Genomic DNA, 20326 nt, shown 5'->3' on the forward strand with positions numbered 1-20326 from the left:
CCCCCTCCTTCCCCTACAGGGAAGGAGGTCACTCCGCGATCTTCTCCACCGACACCGCGTGCAGCGGCGCGCCGCTCTTCGCGAAGGCGTCGATGTTGGCGAGCGTCGTGTCGGCGATGTTGCCGAGCGCTTCCTTCGTGAAGAAGGCCTGATGGCCCGTGATCAGCACGTTGGGGAACGTCAGCAGGCGCGCGAAGACGTCGTCGCCGAGGATCGTGTTGGAGAGATCCTCGAAGAACAGGTCCCCCTCCTCCTCGTAGACGTCGAGCGCGAGGTTGCCGATCCGGCCGGATTTCAGCCCCTCCAGCACCGCGGGCGTGTCGATCACCGCGCCGCGGCTCGTGTTCACGATCATCACGCCGCGCTTCATGCGCGCGATGGCGTCGGCGTCGATCATGTGGCGCGTCTGCGGGGTGAGCGGGCAGTGCAGCGAGACGATGTCGGCGCGGGCGAACAGCTCCTCGCGCGAGACGTAGGCGATGCCGCGAGCGACGCAGTCGGGGTTCTCGTACATGTCGTGGGCGATCACGGTGCAGCCGAAGCCCTGGAACAGCCCCGCGGCGATGGCGCCGATCTGCCCCGTGCCGACGACGCCCACGGTCTTGCCGTGCAGATCGAAGCCGAGAAGCCCGTCGAGCGCGAAATTGCCCTCGCGCACCCGGTTGTAGGCGCGGTGGATCTTGCGATTGAGCGCGAGCACGAGGGCGAGCGTGTGCTCGGCCACCGCGTGCGGCGAATAGGCCGGCACGCGCGCCACCGCGATGCCGAGCCGCCGGGCCGCCTGTAGGTCGACGTTGTTGAAGCCCGCGCAGCGCAGGGCCACGAGCTTCACGCCGAGCCCTGCCAAGCGCTCGAGCGCGGCGGCGTCACAATGGTCGTTGACGAAGACGCACACGGCCTGCGCCCCGTCCGCGAGCACGGCGCTGTCGGCGGTGAGCGTCGCCTCGACGAAGACGAGATCATGCCCGAGCGGGCGTGCCGCCTCGTGCAGGAAGGCGCGATCGTAGGGCTTGGCGCTGAAGACGACGACTTTCATGCGGTTTTGTGTCCTCGCTCGTTTTTCGCTCGACGGCCGGAATCAGGCGCCGATCTGGGTACGCAGGCGCTCGACGTCCGCGCGCTTGCACAATTCGGTGCCGGGCGTGAGCACCGCGGCGGTACCAGCGGCCATGCCCAGCACGAAGGCGTCGTTCGCGGACAGGCCCGTCGCGAGCCCGAAGGTCATCCCGGCCACGAACGAATCGCCCGCGCCAACCGCCGAGCGCACCTCGACCTGCGGCACGGCCTTGCGCACCACGCCGTCGCGCGAGACGAGGATCGCGCCCTCGTGGCCGAGCGTCACCGCGACGAGGTCGACCTTGCCGGCGGCGACGAATTCCATGGCGGCGGCGCCGATGGCATCCGCGTCCGGCAGCGGGCGCCCTACCGCCTTCTCGAGCTCGCCCTGGCTCGGCTTGACGAGGTGGAGCCCGCCATGGGCCAGCGTATCCGCGAGCGCGGCGCCCGACGTGTCGAGCACGAGCTTCGCGCCCTTGGCGGCGACGATGTCCGCGATGCGCGCGTAGAAGCCCGGCGGCGTGCCGCGGGGCAGCGAGCCCGAGGCGACGATCCAGTCGACGTCGCGCCCCTCGATCTCGGCGAGGACGGCCGCGCATTCGCCCTCGCGCAGGAGCGGCCCCTCGGGCACGAAGCGGTATTCCTTGCCCGACGAGCGCTCGAAGACGACGTGGCTGATGCGCGTGTCGTCGTGGATGGGGATGCGCGTGTAGGCGATGCCGCGCTGGCCGACCAGCGTGTCGAGGACGCCCCCGGTCGCGCCGCCCGCGGCGTAGACGGAGCAGGCCGGCGCGCCGAGCTCGGTGAGAACCCGCGCGACGTTGATGCCGCCACCGCCGGGATCGTAGCGCTCGTTCGAGGTGCGGATCTTGTGGGTGTGGCGCACGACGTCCGTCTCGGCCGCGCCGTCGACGGAGGGGTTCAGGGTGAGCGTGAGGATGGGCTTCATGCGCACTCCGAGGCAGTTCGGGGGATGCGGGCTCGCAGGGGCTCGCTCGCGCGCGCCCGTCGTGAGCGGCGCGTCGTACGGTCGACGGTCCGGGCCGGCCTTTCGTTCCGTGCGGCGAAGGCCGGGCCCGACGGCGGGGTGAGGCCCCCACCTTCGGCGACTTCGCTGCGCTGCGCAATTGCGGGCATGTCCGGACGCCGCAGCGGGAGCGCGGCCGTTTCCGGCGCCGGGCGGGGAACCGTCGAGCATCGACCCTGTTCCCATACCCGACGATCACGACCGGGATACGACGCCATGGACGCCCCCGCCCCGCACACGCGCGCCGACGAGCGCCGCGAGCGCATCCCCACCCTCGGGCTCGTCGCGGCGACGGCCATCGTCGCGACGGCGGCCTTCCTGCGCCGCCCGCCGCGGCCGGGGGACGGCGCGCCCGGCGAACCCGACCGCCCGCGCGGGGAACGCCCGCGCGACCCGGGAGCGCGTGCGGACGGCGCGAGCGGCAAGAGCGGGCGTTCGCGCGCGCGCCCCTCCAAGACCCCGGACCGGGAAGCCGACCGCGATCCCGCCCGCGGGCGGCATGCGGCGACGCCGAGCCAGATCCCCCGCGCGGGCTGGCTCGACATTTCCAAGCGCGTCTTCACCGAGTTCTCCCGCGATCGCCTGATGGCGGTCGCGGCGGGCGTGACCTTCTACGCGCTGCTGGCGCTGTTTCCCGCCATCGCCGCCTTCGTCTCCCTCTACGGCCTGTTCTTCTCCCCCGAGGAGGTGAGCCGGCAGGTGGCCTCCCTCTCGGGCGTGATCCCGAGCGGCGCCGTCGAGGTCATCGAGGGGGAGGTGGAGCGCGTCGCCGCGCAGGGCGGCGGATCGCTGACGCTCGGCTTCGTCGGCGGCCTGCTGCTGACGCTGTGGAGCGCCAATTCCGGCATGAAGGCGATCTTCGACGCGCTCAACGTCGCCTACGACGAGGAGGAGGCGCGCGGTTTCCTCACGCTCAACGCGCTCACCCTCGTCTTCACGCTGGGCGCGCTCGTGATCGGGGGCGGGCTCGTCGCGGCGGTGGCCGTGCTGCCGGCGGTGCTCGCCGCGGTGCCGCTCGGCGCCGAGATCGAGACGCTGCTGCGCTGGCTGCGTTTCCCCATCGCCCTCGTGCTGGTGACGGGTCTCCTCGCGCTGATCTTCCGCTACGGCCCGAGCCGCACCCGCGCGCGCTGGCGCTGGGTGCTGTGGGGCGCAGGCATCGGCGCCGTGGCCTTCGTCGGCTTCTCGATGCTGTTCACGTGGTACGTCTCGAATTTCGGCTCGTACAACGCGACCTACGGCTCGCTCGGCGCGGTCGTCGGCTTCATGGTCTGGATCTGGCTCTCCACCACGATCATTCTCCTCGCCGCCGAGCTCAACGCCGAGATGGAACGCCAGACCGCCCGCGACACCACGGTCCCGCCCGACTCGCCGATGGGCACCCGCGGCGCCCAGGCGGCGGACAGCGTCGCGCCCTCGCCGTGATGCGAGCGGGAGACGGGCAGAAAAAAGCCCGGCCTCTCGGCCGGGCTCTTTCAGTTCGTCCTCGCGAAAGCTGCGGCGATCAGGCCGCCTCCTCCTGCAGGTCGTCGCCGTCGTTCGCCTCGGCTTCGGCCTCGGCGGCCTCGCCCTTGGCGCGGCGCGGGGACTTGGCGAGGCTCGCCTCGATGAGCTTGAACGCCTCGGTCTCGGTGATCTTGTTCACCGAGGAGATCTCGCGCACGACGCGGTCGAGGGCGGCCTCGTAGAGCTGGCGCTCGGAATAGGACTGCTCGGGCTGCGCATCGGACCGGTAGAGGTCACGCACGACCTCCGCGATGGAGATGAGGTCGCCGGAATTGATCTTGGCCTCGTATTCCTGGGCGCGCCGCGACCACATCGTACGCTTGACGCGCGCGCGGCCGGACATGGTGTCGAGCGCCTTCTTGACGAGGTCCGGCTCGGCGAGCTTGCGCATGCCCACGGTCGCCGCCTTCGCGGTCGGGACGCGCAGGACCATCTTGTCCTTCTCGAAGCTGACGACGTAGAGTTCCAGCTTGAAGCCCGCGATCTCCTGCTCCTCGATCGCCGTGATCTGCCCGACGCCGTGGGCCGGATACACGATCGCTTCGCCCGCCTTGAAACCCAAGGTCTTCCCAGTCTTCTTGGGGGTCGTCATGCGTTGGAGGCTCCCTGTTGCGCGCCGCAGCCCGAGCCGCGACACAGACAGCGCCGTCGGAAAAGGGGTCCGACGGTCGAAAAGACTCGACTCCGCCGGCCCTCGCGGGTTCCGACGGAGTCCCCTTCAAGATTCGGCCGGTGACGGAAAGCGCCCTCTCGACCTCGCCGGGACGTGATGAGGAATGACCCGGTCGAGGGGTGCGTGAGCTGATCTCATGTTCTGCTTATGGCTTCACGTGCGAGGTTGCAGCGCGCGGGGCGCGTTCAACGGCAGGGCTCATACGTACCACGAGCCGGCTGATAAATCAAAGAAAATCGCAATGAATGGCCAGGTTGCGACACCCGAGGGCCGGTAGCATGCCCGGCTCGGCCACGAAAACCGCGCGTCGCAGGGGGCGATCGGTCAATCGCCCTCGCCCGGCTCCGCCGAGAAGAACTTCTCGTACTTGCCCGCCATGCCGTCGTACTCCTTGGCGTCGGCGGGCGCGTCCTTCTTCTGGGTGATGTTGGGCCAGGACTTCGACAGGTCGGCATTGACCTTGAGCCATTGCTCGAGGCCCGGCTCGGTATCGGGCTTGATGGCTTCCGCCGGGCATTCCGGCTCGCAGACGCCGCAATCGATGCACTCGTCCGGATGGATGACGAGCATGTTCTCGCCCTCGTAGAAGCAGTCCACGGGGCAGACCTCGACGCAATCCATGTACTTGCACTTGATGCAGTTTTCCGTGACGACGTAGGTCATCTGCCGATCCGTTCCCCTGAAGCGACGGCGCACTCCGTAACGCGGCCCCGCGCCCGGCGCAAGGCCGTACCGAGCTAGTCTACCTATAGTTTCAATTCTCGTCACGGTCCTGCGACGATCCGCCCCGGACGCGGCCGTGCGGGCGCGTCGCGCGCCTGGCGCCGGCACCCGGGGCGGAGGGGCGCCTCAGGCCTCCGGCGGCACGGACAGGCCGAGCTCGGAGAGCTTGGCGTGCACCGCCTGCTGGGAGCGCTTCGTCTTCATGCTGATGATGGACGCCGGCACGTTCTCGCGTGCCATCGCGATGAGCTCCTGCACCTGCTCGTACGTCCAGGGACGTTCGTTGGTCTCGACGCCGCTCATGGTCGTCTCCTCTCGTTTCCAGTGTCGCGGGATGCACCCGCCGGAACGGTGGGACCCGGAGAATGGGTGCCGGGGCGCATGGTCGCAAGCTGTGGAGGGTCCGGATGCGGGGGATCGCGCGGGCGCCCCGGCGTGCTATCGATGGCGTCCGCGGGGACCTGGTGCGCGGGGAGGCGCGAGAGGCGGCAGATGACGGTCGGGATCGATATCGGGGAGAACGCGGCGCCCGGCGGCGGGCGCATGCTCGTCGACCTCGAGGAGCTCCTCGCCACGCGCCTGCTCGTCCAGGGCAATTCGGGCTCGGGCAAGTCGCACCTGCTCCGGCGCCTGCTCGAGCAGAGCGCGCCCTGGGTGCAGCAATGCGTCATCGACCCGGAGGGCGACTTCGTCACGCTGGCCGAGAAGTACGGCCACGTCGTCGTCGAGGCGGACCGCTCGGAGGCGGACCTCGTGCGCGTCGCGGGGCGCGTGCGCCAGCACCGCGTCTCCGTCGTCGTCAGCCTGGAGGGGCTCGACGCCGAGCAGCAGATGCGCGCCGCCGCCGCCTTCCTGGGCGGCCTCTTCGACGCGGACCGGGACCATTGGTACCCGATGCTCGTCGTCGTCGACGAGGCGCAGCTCTTTGCGCCGATGGCGGCGGGCGAGGTCTCCGACGACGCCCGCAAGCTCTCGCTCGGCGCCATGACGAACCTGATGTGCCGCGGCCGCAAGCGCGGGCTCGCCGGCGTCATCGCCACCCAGCGCCTCGCCAAGCTCGCCAAGAACGTGGCGGCGGAAGCCTCCAACTTCCTGATGGGGCGCACGTTCCTCGACATCGACATGGCGCGCGCCGCCGATCTGCTGGGCATGGACCGCCGCCAGGCGGAGAGCTTCCGCGATCTCGCGCGCGGGCATTTCGTCGCGCTCGGCCCCGCCCTCTCCCGCCGACCCGTGCCCGTGCGCATCGGCACGGTGGAGACCGCCGCGCGCTCGACGAGCCCCAAGCTCATGCCCCTGCCGGAGACGCCGGCGGAGGCCGCGCGCGATCTCATCCTCGCGCCTCTGGAGCCCGAGCCCATGCGCCCGCGCCCCGAGCGTCGCCCCGCCCCTCCCCCGCCGCCCTCGACGAACGATCTCCTGGCCGAGCTCGTGCGCGCCCGCCCCGCGGCGAGCGGCGAGACGGCGACGCCTCCGAGCGCGGAGGAGCTCGCCCACGCGGCGCAGGCGCGCGCGGCCGCCATCGACGAGATCCTGCGCGACCTCCTCGCCGATCCGGACGCCGCCTTCCGCTCGGTGGCGGTGCTCTACCAGGACTTTCTCGTGCGCCTGCGCATCAAGCGCGTGCCCGGCGACGCGCCGACGCTGGCCGCCTTCAAGAAGCGCCTCTCCGTCGCCCGCGCGGGCGTCGAGGCGGGGACGATCCCCGAGGAGAGCTGGGCGCGCGCGGAGTCCGCGGCCGCCGACCTGCCCGAGGACATCCAGGGCGTCTACCTCCTCCTCGCCCGCGCCGCCTTCGAGGGCGCGCCCTGCCCACCCGACGGCGAGATCGCCCGTGCCTGCGGCTCGCGCTCGCCCGGGCGCGCGCGACGGCTCGTCCAGTACATGGAGAGCCGCGGTCACGTCGTGACCCGCGCGGACCTGCGCGGCCAGCGCATCGTCGCCCTGCCCGATCTCGGCGTCGAGACCGCGCCCGGCGACCCCGCCGCCTGGGAGGAGCCGCAGGAGAGCGGCGGCTCGGACCTGTTCGCCGCCGGATGAGCGACACGCGTAAAGGTCGTGCAAACTCCCCTCTTCGCGTCTGATGATATAGGTGCGTTCCCGCAGGCGCACTCGTGACCCGAGGCGGATAGTCTCGCACGCGAGGCGATCGGGACGGGCTCCATGCGTGCGGCGAGAAGCGAGGCGGAGCGACGCGCGGGGGTCCTCGCGGCATGGCTCGCCACGACGTGGCGGCGCCGGCACCGCCTCGTGGCGGGCCCGGCGGCGGAGGTCGCAAAAGGTATCTCCACGGCCGCGCTCGTCGAGATCGAGCGGCGCCGGCTGCTGCCCTGGGGCGCCGTCCTGTTCGGGCTCGGCATCCTGCTCTTCTTCGGCGCGAACGCCCGTCCGAGCCTGCCCGTCGGCGCGGTCGCGGGAGCGCTCGCGCTCTCGGCCGCGCTCGCCTGGGCGCGTATCCGCCATCGGTCGCTCGCGGGCGGCATCGTGCTCGCCGGCCTCGCCTTCCTCGCGGCCGGCTTCGCGGCGGCGGCGCATCGCCAGGCGAGCGTCGCCGCGCCGGTTCTCGTCTCGCCCGCGAGCGGCACGGTCGCCGGCTTCGTCGAGAGCCTGGAGGACCGCGAGCGGGGCGTGCGCATCGTCCTTCGCATCGCCGAGCACGACCTGCCCGTCCGCGGCGACGGCCCCCTGCGCGTGCGCGCCACGCTGCGCGCCGCGCCGGACGCGCCAATCCTCGCGCCGGGAGACTGGATCGTCGCGCGCGTGCGCCTGCTGCCGCCGCCGGAAGCGGTGCGTCCGGGCGGCTACGACTTCGCCAAGGAGGCGTATTTCCGCGGCATCGGCGCCGTCGGCGGCCTCTACGGGCATCCGGAGATCGCCGAAGCACCCGTGGCGCCGGACCTCGCCCTGCGGCTCGCCGCCCGCCTCGACGCGGCGCGCAACGCGCTGACCGAGCGCATCGCCGGCATCGTCGGCGGCCAGCCCGGCGCCGTCGCCGCCGCCCTCGTCACGGGCAAGCGCGGCCTCATCGCCGAGGAGACGAACGCCGTCTTGCGCGCGGCCGGCGTCTACCACATCGTCTCGATCTCGGGCCTGCACATGGTGCTCGCCGCCGGCACCGTGTTCTTCGGCCTGCGCGCCGTCCTCGCCGCCTTCCCGGTCCTCGCGCTCGGATGGCCGATCAAGAAGATCGCGGCGGCGGCGGCGATCCTCGCGGGCGCGATCTACTGCGTCTTCTCCGGCTCCGCCGTCGCCACCGAGCGGGCGCTGATCATGACGACGATCATGTTCGGCGCGATCCTCGTCGACCGCCCGGCGCTCTCCATGCGCAACCTCGCGCTGGCCGCGCTGATCGTCCTCGCCCGCGAGCCGGAGGCGCTGGTGGGCCCGTCCTTCCAGATGTCGTTCTCCGCGGTCGCCGGGCTCATCGCCGGCGCCGAATGGCAGGCGACGCGCACCCGCGCGCCCGCGCCGCCGCCGGGGCGGATCGGGCGCGCGCTCGGGGCGGTGCGCGACAATCTGATGGGCATCGTCGTGACGACGCTCATCGCCACCGCGGCGACGGGTCCCTTCGCCGCCTACCATTTCCAGCTCGCGAACCCCTACGGCCTCCTCGGCAACGTGCTGGCGCTGCCCGTCGTCACGATCCTCGTCATGCCCGCGGCCGTCATCGGCATGGCGCTCCTGCCGCTCGGGCTCGACGCTCTCGCCTGGCGGGCGATGGGCGCGGGCGTGGGGCAGGTGATCGCCTTCTCGGAAGCCGTCGCGGCGCTGCCGGGATCGCAGGTCGTGGTGCGCGCCTTCGACGTGGGCGCGCTGGGGCTCCTCGTCGGCGGGCTCCTCGTCGTGACGCTCAGCGTCTCGCGGCTGCGCCTCCTCGCCCTTCCTCTCGTCGCGGCGGGGCTCGCTCTCGCGACGGCGCCCGCGCGCCCCGATCTCTACGTCGACCGGGACGGGCGCGGCGTCGCGCTACGCGCCGCCGACGGGCGCCTCGTCGTCCTGGGCGATCCCGGCGACTTCGTGCTGGAGCAATGGCTCAAGTCCGACGGCGACCCGCGCCTGCCCACGGATCCGAGCCTCGCCGCGGGCGTCGCCTGCGACCCGCTGGGCTGCGTCGCGGTGCTCCCCGGCATCGGCGCGATCGCCCTCGTGCGCGAGCCCGGCGCCTTCGCGGAGGATTGCGCGAGAGCCGCCGTCGTGGTCGCGCGCCTCACCGCGCCGCGCGGCTGCGAGGCCGGCATCGTCCTCGATCGCGCCATGCTCGAGACGACCGGCGCCGCGACGCTGCGCTTCGAGGCAGACGTCCCGCGCCTCGAGACGGTCCGCCGCCGGCCGGAGACCCGGCCCTGGCTCGCGCGCGAGTGACGCCGATCGCGCGCGCGGAACCGAGAGTCGCCTTCAGTAGATCAGCTCTTCCTCGGCACGGTTCTTCGAGATCATGATGTCGCCCTTGTCGGCGAGCTCCTTGGCGAGGTTGACCATCGCGAGCTGGGCCTCGTCCACGTCCTTGATGCGGATGGGCCCGAGCGATTCCATCTCCTCGTTGAGGTTCTTGGCGGCGCGGCTGGACATGTTGCCGAGGAAGAACGTCCGCACCGGCTCCGGCGAGCCCTTGAGCGCCTTGCACAGGACGGTCTTGTCCACCTGGCGGATCAGCGTCTGGGCGGAGGCGGGATCGAGCTTGGTGAGGTCCTCGAACGTGAACATCAGCTGGCGGATGCGCTTGGCCGCGTCGCGGTTGAGGTCGTCGAGCGCGGAGAGGAAGCGCGTCTCCGTCTGGCGGTCGAAGGCATTGAAGACCTCCGCCATCGCCTCGTGGGCATCGCGCTTGGCCGTCTGGGCGACGGCGCCGACGAACTCGAGCCGCAGCGTCTCCTCGATGTGGTGGAGCGCCTCCTTCTGCACGGTCTCGAGCTTGAGCATGCGGTTGACGACGTCGAGGGCGAAATCGTCGGGGAGCATGGTCAAGACCCGCGCCGCGTGGTCGGGGCGCACGCGCGAGAGGATCACGGCCACGGTCTGCGGATATTCCGAGCGCAGGTAGTTCGCCAGGATCTCGGCGTCGATCTGCGAGAGGCGCGTCCAGATGCGCTTGCCCGACGTGTTGTAGATCTCGGCCATGATGATGGCCACCTGGTCCGCCGGGAAGACCTTCATCAGGAGCTGCTCGGTACGCTCCACCGAGCCCGACACGCTCGAGTTCGACAGGCGCTGGATGAAGTCGACGATGAGCCGCTCCACCGTCGAGGCGTCGACCGTGCCGAGCTGCACCATGGCGTGGGAGACGCTGCGCACCTCCTCCTCGTCGAGCATCGCCCAGATCGGCTTGCCGTGCTGCTCGCCGAGAAGCAGCAGGAACAGGGCCGCGCGCTGGGGGCCGGGCAGGCTGTCGAACTCGTCGGCGGCGTTGGCGGCGGTGAGGGCGGAGGCGGCCATGGCTTCGGGTCCCGGGCGGCGTGACAAGGCCCGGAGAGCACACATCGCGGAGGGTTAACGGGCGGTTAAGCTTCGGGGCGCGACCGGCAATTCCTGCCGCCTGGCATGCCGATCCTGCCGTGCCGGCGCCATGAATCGCGCCGAAAAACGCCGATCTTTCAACATCTTCCCCCTGGCACGGCGCTTGCGGAACGAGCGGCGGGACGGCGTCGCGTATCGACGTCGCAAGTCAGTGCCAGTGAAGGGGTAGATCGGTCATGGGCAGCTTCGGATCCTTGCTCACCGCGGTGTCGGGCCTGCGCGCCCAGTCCTTCTCGATGCAGAACATCTCGGGCAACATCGCCAACTCCTCGACGCCGGGCTTCAAGCGCGTCGACACGAGCTTCGCCGACCTCGTGCCGGAGCAGCCGTTGGCGCGACAGGTCTCCGGGTCGGTGAACTCCTTCTCGCGCGCGACGAACACGCTCTCCGGCGAGTTCCTGCCCACGAACCTCGACACCAACATCGCGCTCAACGGCGACGGCTTCTTCGCCGTCGGTCAACGCCCGAGCCAGACGAGCTCCATCGTGCGCCAGAGCCCCGAGCTCTACACCCGCCGCGGTGACTTCGAGCTCGACCGGCAAGGCTATCTCGTCAACGGCGCGGGCTATGCGCTACGTGGGACGATGCTCGATCGCGAAACCGGCCTGCCGGTCGCGACGCAGAACGGCGGCTTCATCCAGATTTCGCAGGAACTCTTGGGCCGCCTCGATCCGCAGCCGACAACGACGATCGATTACGCCGTCGACCTGCCGACCAATCCGACGACCACCGATTCGGGCACAACCGCCGCGCACGGTTACTTCGTGAACCCCGCCAGCGTGCAGCCCGGCGGAAACGTCCTCGAAGCGGATGCGGAAGCCTTCCTACGCTCGACGCTGCCGGGAGGGAGCGTCACCGTCTACAATTCAGTGGGCGCCATCGAGAGCATGAACCTTCGGTGGGCCCGCACCGCCGACGGGCCCGACACGTGGCAGCTCTACTACGAGTCCAATTCCGGCGGCGATGCCTGGCGCCAGATCGGCGTAGACGTGACCTTCAACGCCGACGGCTCGCTGAACGGCCCGGCGACGCTCACCACCGCGCCGGCCGTCGTCGAGATCAACGACATCGACTTCCAGGAGGTGACGATCGACTTCGGCGGCAACATCAGGCAGCTGAGCGTCTCGAGCGTCCAGCCCGGCCTCCTGGAGCAAGACGGCTACGGCGTCGGGCGCTACGACAGCGTCGCCGTCTCCGAGGAGGGCGTCGTCTCGGTCGCTTACAGCAACGGGCAGGTCGTGCCCGTAGCCGAGATCAGCCTCGTCGGCTTCTATGCGCCCAACGCCCTGAGGCGCGTGGACGGCGGCGCTTTCGAGGCGACGCGCGAATCCGGCGATCCCTCCGTCGCCTTCGCCCGCGCCACGGTGATGTCCGGTGGCATCGAGAGCTCGAACGTCGACATCTCGGAGGAATTCGCCAAGATGATCGTCACGCAGCAGGCCTACACGGCCAACACGCGCGTGATCTCCACGGCCCAGGAGATGATACGGGACGTCCTGAACGTGGTGCGCTGATCGTGCCGCCTCGCCGTGCCGCCGTTCGTCGGCGGCGCGGCGCTCTTCGTTCTACGCGACGCACTCAGCGCGTGGGCAGGCGCACCTGCGGCGCCGTCTCGATCCCGCGCTCGACGAGGAGCGCCCTCAGGCGGTTGGGGTAGTCGGTGATCAGCCCGTCGACGCCAAGATCGACGAGACGGCGCATGTCGGCGATCTCGTTGACCGTCCACGGCACGACGGCGAGGCCGAGCCCCTTCGCCTCCGCGAGCCGATCGGCGTCGACGTCCCCGTGATGCGGCGACCAGACGGCGCAGCCCGCCTGCGCGGCGAGCGCCGGCGCCGAGCCGTCCGCGTCGTCGACGTCGCGTCCTCCGAGCCAGGGCGACGCGCCCGCTTCCCCCGCCCGCACCGTGTCGAAGCGTCCCTGCGCGGTGAGGCACACGCGCACGATCTCCGGGGCGATCTCGGCCATGGCGTCGAGCGTGCGCCAGTCGAAGCTCTGCACGCTCACCCGCTCGACGAGCCCGTGCGCGCGGATCGCCTCGGCCAGCAGCGCGGCGAACGCGTCGGGCGCCGGCGTGTGGGCCGGGTGGCTCGGGCTGATCTTCGTCTCGAGGTTGAAGCGCACGTGATCGGCGCCGAGCGCGGCGACGCGGGCGAAGACCTCGTCGAGCGTCGGAATGCGCGCGCCGTCTCGGGTGATCTGGTCGGCGAAGCGCAGGGCGTACTCGCTCCCGGCGCGCAGGCGCCCCACGTCGAAGGTCTTCACGACGTCGAGGGTGAGCGAGCGCAGCGGCACCTCGCCCGTGACCCAGGCGCCGTCCGGCCCGCGGGCGATGTCGCCGTTGAGCGTGAGGTCGTGGTGCACGACGAGGACGTCGTCGGCCGTCACCACGAGGTCGAGCTCCAGCGTGTCGACGCCGATGGCGAGCGCCTGGTCGATCGCGGCGAGCGTGTTCTCCGGCGCGAGCCCGCGCGCGCCGCGATGGCCCTGCAGATCGAAGGCGAGCGCCGGTGCCGTGGCGAGCACGGCCGCGGCGAGGAGGACGAGGAGCCGCATGAAAACCTCTCGCTGAGCGTCGATCTCCCGATCCTACGGGCTCGGGACGGTGGAATGAAGGCCCGAACGCGCCATTTCGGCGTCGGGACGCCCCCACGAGACCCCCATCCGCGCTCTCCCCGATGGCCGAAAGTCTGGGATCGGCCGATCTTGCGCGCCGCACGGGCGCGACGCATCGTGCCGCCGACCGCGAAGAACGAGGCCGCACGGGGAGGACGAACCATGTCGGGCGCGATGTCGGGCGAGAGCCGCTATCACGAGGTCTACGCCGCCTGGAAGGCGGACCCTCGGGCCTTCTGGGGCGAGGCGGCGAAGGCCATCGACTGGTTCACGCCGCCCGAGACGGTGCTCGACGAGAAGGCGGGCGTCTACGGCCGCTGGTTCGAGGGCGCGACCTGCAACGTCTGCCACAATGCGCTCGACCGCCATGTCGAGACCCGCGGCGACCAGCCGGCGATGATCTACGACAGCGCCATGACCGGCGAGACCGCGACCTGGACCTATCGCGAGATGCGCGACGAGGTCGCGGCTCTCGCGGGCGTGCTGCGCGGGATGGGCGTCGAGGCCGGCGATCGGGTCGTCGTCTACATGCCGATGATCCCGCAGGCGGTCTTCGCCATGCTCGCCTGCGCGCGCCTCGGCGCCGTGCATTCCGTCGTCTTCGGCGGCTTCGCGGCCAAGGAGCTCGCCACCCGCATCGAGGACGCGCGCCCCAAGGCGATACTGTCGGCCTCCTGCGGCCTCGAGCCGGGACGCGTCGTCGCCTACAAGCCCCTCCTCGACCAGGCGATCGAGCTGTCGATCCACAAGCCCGACGCCTGCCTGATCTACCAGCGCCCGCAGGCGGACGCCGCCCTCGTCGAGGGCCGCGACCACGATTGGCAGGGCGCCATCGACGCCGCCAGGCGCGAGGGCCGCCTCGCCGATTGCGTGCCCGTCGCCGCGACGGACCCGCTCTACGTGCTCTACACCTCCGGCACGACGGGCAAGCCAAAGGGCGTCGTGCGCGATTGCGGCGGCTACATGGTGGCGCTCGCCTGGTCGATGGAGGCGCTCTACGGCATGAAGCCCGGCGAGGTCTATTGGTGCGCCTCGGACGTCGGCTGGGTCGTGGGCCATTCCTACATCGTCTACGGCCCGCTGATCGCGGGCTGCACGACGATCCTCTACGAGGGCAAGCCGGTGGGCACGCCCGATCCCGGCGCCTTCTGGCGAGTGATCTCCCAGCACAAGGCGACGACGCTGTTCACGGCGCCCACCGCGCTGCGCGCCATCAAGAAGGAGGATCCGCACGCCGAGCACCTGAAGCGCTACGACCTCGCCTCCTTCCGCGCGCTCTTCCTCGCCGGCGAGCGGGCCGACCCCGCGACCGTCGAGTGGGCGGAGGATATCCTGAAGGTGCCGGTGATCGATCACTGGTGGCAGACGGAGACCGGCTGGGCCATCGCCGGCAATCCCGTGGGCCTGGGCGTCCTTCCGGTCAAGCACGGCTCGCCGACGGTGCCGATGCCCGGCTACGACGTGCGCGTCGTCGACGAGGGCGGGCGGGACGTCGCGCCGAACACGATGGGCTCCATCGTGATCCGCCTGCCGCTGCCTCCCGGCTGCCTGCCGACGCTGTGGCACGCGGACGACCGCTTCCGCGAGAGCTATCTCGAGGCCTTCCCGGGCAATTACAGCACCTCGGATGCGGGCTTCGTCGACGAGGACGGCTACCTGTTCATCATGGGCCGCACGGACGACATCATCAACGTCGCCGGTCACCGCCTCTCCACCGGCGGCATGGAGGAGGTGCTCGCCTCCCATCCGGCCGTCGCGGAGTGCGCGGTCATCGGCGTCAAGGACCAGCTTAAGGGCGAGGTCCCCTGCGGCTTCGTGGTGCTCAAGGCGGGCGTCGAGCGCTCGCCGCTCGAGATCGAGAAGGAGCTCGTCGCGCTCGTCCGCGAGAAGATCGGCCCCGTCGCCGCCTTCAAGCTGGCGATCACCGTCGGGCGCCTGCCGAAGACGCGTTCCGGCAAGATCCTACGCGGCACCATGAAGAAGATCGCCGACGGTGACGCATGGTCCATGCCGGCGACCATCGACGATCCAGTAATCCTCGACGAGATCGCTCAGGAATTGTCGCGGCGCGGCATCGGCTGAATAATTCAGATCCGTGAATTAATCTGCGCTTAAAACCCACAGGCGTATCGTGATTTCCGGTATGCGGCAGCTACGCCGCTAGGGAAGTTCATGGCACGCCTGTCGCTCGTCCTGTTCGTGCTCGTCTCGCTCGTTCTGCCGCTGGCGGCGGCGGCGCCCGGCGACGCGCGCGTGGGGACGGCCGTCGTGTTCGCGCCGTGGACGAGCCAGGCCGACGTCTTCGCCCGCATCGGCGAGAGCGGCGGCGCGCTGGTCAGCGCCGGCGCCTTCCCCTTCGTAGCCGTCGCCACGGCCCAACGGCCCGACGCCTTCGCCAGCGCGGTGCGCGCGGCGGGCGCCTGGGCGCTTCTCGATCCGCGTACGCTCGGCGGCTGCCTCGTCCCCCGTGAGACCGCCCGCCCATGACGCCCGCCCAAGGACGTGTCCCCACAATGGTCGATGTTTCCACGCTCCGCGCAACCACCGCGAGGACGCTCTCCGTTCTCCTCGTCGCCCACGTCGCCGTCGCCGCTGTCCTCGCGCTGACGATCGGCGGATCGCTCGTCGCCAACGTCGCCGTCGCCGCGCTCCTCGCGGCGCCGGGCGTCGCGCTGACCGCGACGCGCCCGGCCGCGATGGAGACGCGCATGGCGGTCGCGATCGGGCTGATCGCGCAGGTCTCGCTCTTCGTCTACGAGCTCGCCGGGCATCCCTGGCAGATCGACGTGCACATGTACTATTTCGCGGCGCTCGCCATGCTGGCGGGCTTCTGCGACTGGCGGGTGATCCTGGCGGCGGCCGGCGTCACCGCGCTCCACCATCTGGGCTTCAACTTCGTCATCCCCTTCGCCGTCTTCCCCGAGGGGGCGAGCTTCGGGCGCGTGCTGCTGCACGCGGTGATCGTCGTCCTCGAGACGGCAGTGCTCACCTGGGTGGTGCTGACGCTCGAGACCATGATCGCCTCGGCCAATGCCGGGCTCGCCGCCGCCGAGGAGGCCACGGCCAAGGAGCGCGAGCTCGCGGCCATGCGCGAGGCGGAGAACGAGAAGGTCGCCGCCCGCGCCGCCGCCGTCGATCGCCTCGCGGCGGAGTTCGAGAGCGGCATCCGCGCGGCGCTGCAGAGCCTCGACCAGGCCTTCGCCGCCATGCGCAGCCAGGCGGACGGGCTCACCGCCATCGCCGGACGCACCCGCGCGTCCGTCTCCGACGCCATGGGCCGCTCGGAGAGCACCGCGGCGAACATCCAGCACGTCGCGGCGTCGGGCGAGGAGCTCGCCGCCTCGATCGGCGAGATCGGCCGCTCGGCCCAGTCCTCCTCCGAGATCGCGGCGCGAGCTGTGGCCGGCGCGCGAGCGACGGACGCCCACGTCCAGGACCTGTCGGCGGCGGCGCGCTCCATCGGCGAGGTCGTGGACCTCATCCGCACCATCGCCGAGCAGACGAACCTGCTGGCGCTCAACGCCACCATCGAGGCGGCGCGCGCCGGCGAGGCGGGCAAGGGCTTCGCGGTCGTCGCGGCCGAGGTGAAGACCCTCGCCAACCAGACCGCCAAGGCCACCGAGGACATCGCCTCCAAGGTCGCGGAGATGCAGGCGGCGACGGACGGCTCGGTCACCTCCATCCGCGAGATCGCGACGACGATCGACGAGATGAACCAGCTCGCCGCCGCCATCGCCTCCGCCGTCAGCCAGCAGAGCGCGGCGACCTCTGAAATCTCCCGCAACGTCCAGGAGGCCGCCAGCGGTGCGCGGGCGGTGAACGGCGCCGTCGACGTGGTCGGCGGCCTCGCGGACGAGACCGGCTCCGCCTCCCACGCCATCATCGACGCGTCGCGGAAGCTCGCCGACGAGGCGGCGGCGATCCGCACGCGGGTGGAGAGCTTCGTCTCTCAGGTCCGCGCGGCCTGACGGCCGTTCACGGGACGCCCCGAGCGGGCGTCCCGGCTCACACGAGGCGGGACTGGACGAGCGCCGCCTCGATGAAGGAGCGGAAGAGCGGGTGCGGGTCGAAGGGGCGCGACTTCAGCTCCGGGTGGAACTGCACGCCGACGAACCAGGGATGGTCCGCCCGCTCGACGATCTCCGGCAGGAGGCCGTCCGGCGAGACGCCGCAGACCTTCAGGCCCGCCTCCTCCAGCCGCTCGCGGTAGGCCATGTTGACCTCGTAGCGGTGGCGGTGGCGCTCGGTGATCTCGGTCGAGCCGTAGATCTCGGAGACGCGGCAGCCCTCCGCCAGGCTCGCCGAATAGGCGCCGAGCCGCATCGTGCCGCCGAGATCGCCGGCCGCCGCGCGGCGCTCGAGCTCGTTGCCGCGCATCCATTCCGTCATCAGCCCGACGACGGGCTCGTCGGTCTTGCCGAACTCGGTCGAGCCGGCATGCTCGATCCCCGCGAGCGAGCGCGCGGTCTCGATGCAGGCCATCTGCATGCCGAAGCAGATGCCGAAATACGGGATGTCGCGCTCGCGCGCGAAGCGCACCGCCTGGATCTTGCCCTCGGATCCGCGCTGGCCGAAGCCGCCGGGCACGAGGATGCCGTTGACGTTCTCGAGATAGGGCGCGGGGTCGGACTGCTCGAAGATCTCGCTCTCGATCCACTCGAGATTGACCTTCACCCGGTTGGCGATGCCGCCGTGGTTGAGCGCCTCGATGAGGGACTTGTAGGCGTCCTTCAGCCCCGTGTACTTGCCGACGATGGCGATGGTGACCTCGCCCTCGGGGTTCTTCACCCGCTCGACGATGTCCTCCCAGGTGGCGAGATCCGGCTCGGGCGCGTCCTCGATGCCGAAGGCGGCGAGCACCTCCGCGTCGAGGCCCTCCGCATGGTAGGAGAGCGGCACCTCGTAGATCGAGGGCACGTCGCGCGCCTCGATCACCGCCGTCTCGCGCACGTTGCAGAAGAGCGCGAGCTTGCGGCGCTCCTCGCGCGGGATCGGCCGATCGCAGCGGCACAGCAGGATGTCGGGCTGGATGCCGATGGAGCGCAGCTCGGCCACCGAGTGCTGCGTCGGCTTCGTCTTCAGCTCGCCCGCGGAGGGAATGAACGGCAGGAGCGTCAGGTGGATGTAGATCGCGGCACCGCGCGGCAGCTCGTTGCCGAGCTGGCGGATCGCCTCGAAGAAGGGCAGGCCCTCGATGTCGCCCACCGTGCCGCCGATCTCCACGAGGACGAAGTCGTAGCCCTCGTTGCCCGTGAGCACGAAGTCCTTGATGGCGTTGGTGACGTGCGGGATCACCTGGATCGTCGCGCCGAGATAGTCCCCGCGCCGCTCCTTGGCGATGATGTCCTGGTAGATGCGCCCCGTGGTGATGTTGTCCTGCTTGGAGGCGGGCACGCCGGTGAAGCGCTCGTAGTGGCCGAGGTCGAGATCCGTCTCGGCGCCGTCGTCGGTGACGAAGACCTCGCCGTGCTGGTAGGGGCTCATCGTCCCCGGATCGACGTTGAGGTAGGGATCGAGCTTGCGCAGGCGAACCGTGTAGCCGCGCGCCTGCAGCACCGCCCCGAGAGCCGCCGAGGCGAGGCCCTTGCCGAGCGATGACACCACGCCGCCGGTGATGAAAACGTACCGCGTCATGGACCTTCACCTTCATGACGACGCCCTCGATTCGCAAGCGGCGAATCGAGCGGAGCCGATGCCATCCACATCCTGTCGAACGTCACGTGCGGCCGGGACGCCGGAGCGTCCCGCGCCTGCCGCCGGTCCTCGTCGCTCGCCCGCGCCGCGCGATCAGCGCGACTGCGGCACCTGCGGGCCCGCCGGCTGGTCGCCCTGGAGCTGCTGGAGCTGCTCGAGGACGCCCGGTCCCGCCGGCGCCTCGCCGGGCGCGGAGGGCTGGTTCGGGCCCGAGGAGAGCGGCAGCGTGTCGATCACCGAGGTCGGCGCGCGGCTGTAGCCGGCGAGGATCGCCAGCGCGAGGCTGGTGGCGAAGAAGAGCGCGGCGAGCACCGCCGTCGTCCGCGTCAGCGCGTTCGCCTGGCCGCGGCCGGTCATGAAGCCGCCGCCGCCGCCCGAGGAGCCGCCGCCCATGCCGAGCCCGCCGCCCTCCGAGCGCTGCAGGAGCACGACGCCGACGAGCGCGAGCACGATGATCAGGTGGACGATGATCAGAACGGTTTGCATTGAAACAGCCTCGAGCGGTCCCGCGCACGGCGGGCCGCTCGTCACGTCTTGCGATGAGCGCCGCCTCTAGCACGGTCATGCCGCCCCCGCAAAGGGTGAAAAGGCGCCGACCGCGTTCGTCGCTCAAATGGTCACCGGCGGAGCCGGGCGCAAGACGATCGATCCGCGCCCCTTCTCCTTCCCTGTAGGGGAAGGTGGCGCGCCGCGAAGCGTGTTCCGCGAAGCGGAAATTGCGGTGTCCGCGATCGCACGTCGGTTTCGGCTCCGCCGAACGCGCGATGCGCGCCCCATCCGTCTCGGCTCCGCCGAGCCACCTTCCCCTACAGGGAAGGAGGGAGATCGGCGCTCAGCGCGCCATCGCGTGATATTCCGGGTTCGGCCGCATGTCTGTGGCCGAGGCGAGGCGGTTCGACATGGCGAAGAAGGAGGCCACCGCCGCCACGTCCCAGATGTCCACGTCCGAGAAGCCGGCGTCGCGCAGCCCCTGGCGATCCGCCTCGCCGATGGCGAAGGAACCGGTGGCAACCGTCTCGGCGAAGCCCAGCATGGCGACGTGGCGGGGCGCGAGCCGGGCCGCGCGCCAGTTCGTGGAGAGCACGTCGCCGAGCACCGGATCGCCCGAGAGCTGGCGCACCGCCGCGCCGTGGGCGGTGACGCAGTAGTAGCAACGGTTCGCCGCCGAGACCACGACCGCGATCATCTCGCGCTCGAGCTTCGACAGCCCCGAGGGCGCGAGCATCAGCCCGTTGTAGAAGGCGGCGAAGGCGGAGAGCTTGACGTCGTCGTGGGCGTAGGCGGCGAGCACGTTGGGGACGAAGCCGATCTTCTCGTCGCACTTTTCGAGATAGGCGCGCATCTCCGGCGAGAGGTCGGCCCGGGGCAGATCGAGGGCGGTGGGGCGCGCCTCCGGCTCCTGCCGAGCCGGCGCGAGGCCCGATCCGGCCGCTTTTCCATCGCTCATGACACTCTCCTCCCGCTCGCGCGTTGGTGCGCGGCGAATTGTTGCAGCGGGCGGCGGGCTATGCCAAGCC

General features: G+C 70.9%; 16 protein-coding genes and 2 pseudogenes. 8 read left to right on the forward strand and 10 right to left on the reverse strand.

The window, feature by feature from the left end; genetic code table 11:
* Positions 1-28 precede the first annotated feature (28 nt).
* Complete coding sequence (locus IEX89_RS05730) at positions 29-1036, reverse strand: 2-hydroxyacid dehydrogenase (RefSeq protein WP_188910543.1); 1008 nt, start codon at positions 1034-1036, stop codon at positions 29-31.
* 42 nt (positions 1037-1078) lie between these two features.
* The gene (locus IEX89_RS05735; protein WP_188910545.1) at positions 1079-2005 is read right to left on the reverse strand and encodes a 1-phosphofructokinase family hexose kinase; all 927 of its coding nucleotides are present in this window, start codon (positions 2003-2005) and stop codon (positions 1079-1081) included.
* 294 nt (positions 2006-2299) lie between these two features.
* On the opposite strand from IEX89_RS05735, the gene IEX89_RS05740 reads away from it, so the two are divergent.
* On the forward strand, positions 2300-3508 hold the full coding sequence (locus tag IEX89_RS05740) for a YihY/virulence factor BrkB family protein (protein WP_188910547.1): 1209 nt from the start codon (positions 2300-2302) through the stop codon (positions 3506-3508).
* A 79-nt stretch (positions 3509-3587) separates the two neighbouring features.
* Here IEX89_RS05740 and IEX89_RS05745 read toward each other — a convergent pair whose 3' ends face one another.
* The 3 genes from IEX89_RS05745 to IEX89_RS05755 all read right to left on the reverse strand — a co-directional run bounded on the left by IEX89_RS05745 (position 3588) and on the right by IEX89_RS05755 (position 5288).
* Positions 3588-4181 (reverse strand): CarD family transcriptional regulator, encoded by a 594-nt coding sequence (locus IEX89_RS05745; protein ID WP_188910548.1) that lies wholly within the window; start codon positions 4179-4181, stop codon positions 3588-3590.
* A gap of 405 nt (positions 4182-4586) precedes the next feature.
* Positions 4587-4925, reverse strand: coding sequence for a ferredoxin FdxA (gene fdxA, locus IEX89_RS05750; RefSeq protein ID WP_188910550.1), 339 nt, complete (start codon positions 4923-4925; stop codon positions 4587-4589).
* A 186-nt stretch (positions 4926-5111) separates the two neighbouring features.
* Complete coding sequence (locus IEX89_RS05755; protein ID WP_188910552.1) at positions 5112-5288, reverse strand: hypothetical protein; 177 nt, start codon at positions 5286-5288, stop codon at positions 5112-5114.
* A gap of 240 nt (positions 5289-5528) precedes the next feature.
* Here IEX89_RS05755 and IEX89_RS24735 point away from each other — a divergent pair.
* The 3 genes and pseudogenes from IEX89_RS24735 to IEX89_RS05765 all read left to right on the forward strand — a co-directional run.
* A pseudogene (locus IEX89_RS24735) lies at positions 5529-5636 on the forward strand (hypothetical protein); the annotation flags it as partial.
* Between the two features lie 900 nt (positions 5637-6536).
* Positions 6537-6672: pseudogene (locus IEX89_RS24740) on the forward strand (ATP-binding protein); the annotation flags it as partial.
* Between the two features lie 476 nt (positions 6673-7148).
* Complete coding sequence (locus IEX89_RS05765) at positions 7149-9347, forward strand: ComEC/Rec2 family competence protein (RefSeq protein WP_188910561.1); 2199 nt, start codon at positions 7149-7151, stop codon at positions 9345-9347.
* Positions 9348-9380: 33 nt separating this feature from the next.
* Here the strand turns inward: IEX89_RS05765 and fliG are convergent, their stop codons facing one another.
* Positions 9381-10418 carry a flagellar motor switch protein FliG gene (fliG, locus tag IEX89_RS05770; RefSeq protein WP_188910563.1) on the reverse strand — a complete coding sequence of 346 codons (1038 nt, stop codon included), beginning with the start codon at positions 10416-10418 and terminating at the stop codon, positions 9381-9383.
* Positions 10419-10675: 257 nt separating this feature from the next.
* On the opposite strand from fliG, the gene IEX89_RS05775 reads away from it, so the two are divergent.
* Positions 10676-12013, forward strand: coding sequence for a flagellar hook protein FlgE (locus tag IEX89_RS05775; protein WP_188910565.1), 1338 nt, complete (start codon positions 10676-10678; stop codon positions 12011-12013).
* A 64-nt stretch (positions 12014-12077) separates the two neighbouring features.
* Here IEX89_RS05775 and IEX89_RS05780 read toward each other — a convergent pair whose 3' ends face one another.
* The gene (locus IEX89_RS05780; RefSeq protein ID WP_188910566.1) at positions 12078-13055 is read right to left on the reverse strand and encodes a glycerophosphodiester phosphodiesterase; all 978 of its coding nucleotides are present in this window, start codon (positions 13053-13055) and stop codon (positions 12078-12080) included.
* A gap of 234 nt (positions 13056-13289) precedes the next feature.
* Here IEX89_RS05780 and IEX89_RS05785 point away from each other — a divergent pair, with 234 nt between their 5' ends.
* The 3 genes from IEX89_RS05785 (at position 13290) to IEX89_RS24840 (ending at position 17083) form a co-directional block, all read left to right on the forward strand.
* Positions 13290-15197, forward strand: a complete 1908-nt coding sequence (locus IEX89_RS05785) for a propionyl-CoA synthetase (protein ID WP_188910996.1) — start codon at positions 13290-13292, stop codon at positions 15195-15197.
* Positions 15198-15287: 90 nt separating this feature from the next.
* Positions 15288-15602, forward strand: a complete 315-nt coding sequence (locus IEX89_RS05790) for a hypothetical protein (RefSeq protein ID WP_188910568.1) — start codon at positions 15288-15290, stop codon at positions 15600-15602.
* Positions 15603-16387: 785 nt separating this feature from the next.
* Positions 16388-17083: a methyl-accepting chemotaxis protein gene (locus IEX89_RS24840; RefSeq protein WP_444544456.1), complete on the forward strand. Its 696-nt coding sequence runs from the start codon at positions 16388-16390 to the stop codon at positions 17081-17083.
* Positions 17084-17120: 37 nt separating this feature from the next.
* Here IEX89_RS24840 and pyrG read toward each other — a convergent pair whose 3' ends face one another.
* From pyrG to IEX89_RS05810, 3 genes are all read right to left on the reverse strand, one after another.
* Positions 17121-18749, reverse strand: a complete 1629-nt coding sequence (gene pyrG, locus IEX89_RS05800) for a CTP synthase (protein ID WP_188910573.1) — start codon at positions 18747-18749, stop codon at positions 17121-17123.
* Between the two features lie 153 nt (positions 18750-18902).
* Positions 18903-19295, reverse strand: coding sequence for a preprotein translocase subunit SecG (secG, locus tag IEX89_RS05805; RefSeq protein WP_188910575.1), 393 nt, complete (start codon positions 19293-19295; stop codon positions 18903-18905).
* Positions 19296-19641: 346 nt separating this feature from the next.
* Positions 19642-20256: a peroxidase-related enzyme gene (locus IEX89_RS05810; RefSeq protein ID WP_188910577.1), complete on the reverse strand. Its 615-nt coding sequence runs from the start codon at positions 20254-20256 to the stop codon at positions 19642-19644.
* Positions 20257-20326 lie beyond the last annotated feature (70 nt).

It is taken from the genome of Salinarimonas ramus (genome assembly GCF_014645695.1).
GTDB classification, from domain to species: domain Bacteria; phylum Pseudomonadota; class Alphaproteobacteria; order Rhizobiales; family Beijerinckiaceae; genus Salinarimonas; species Salinarimonas ramus.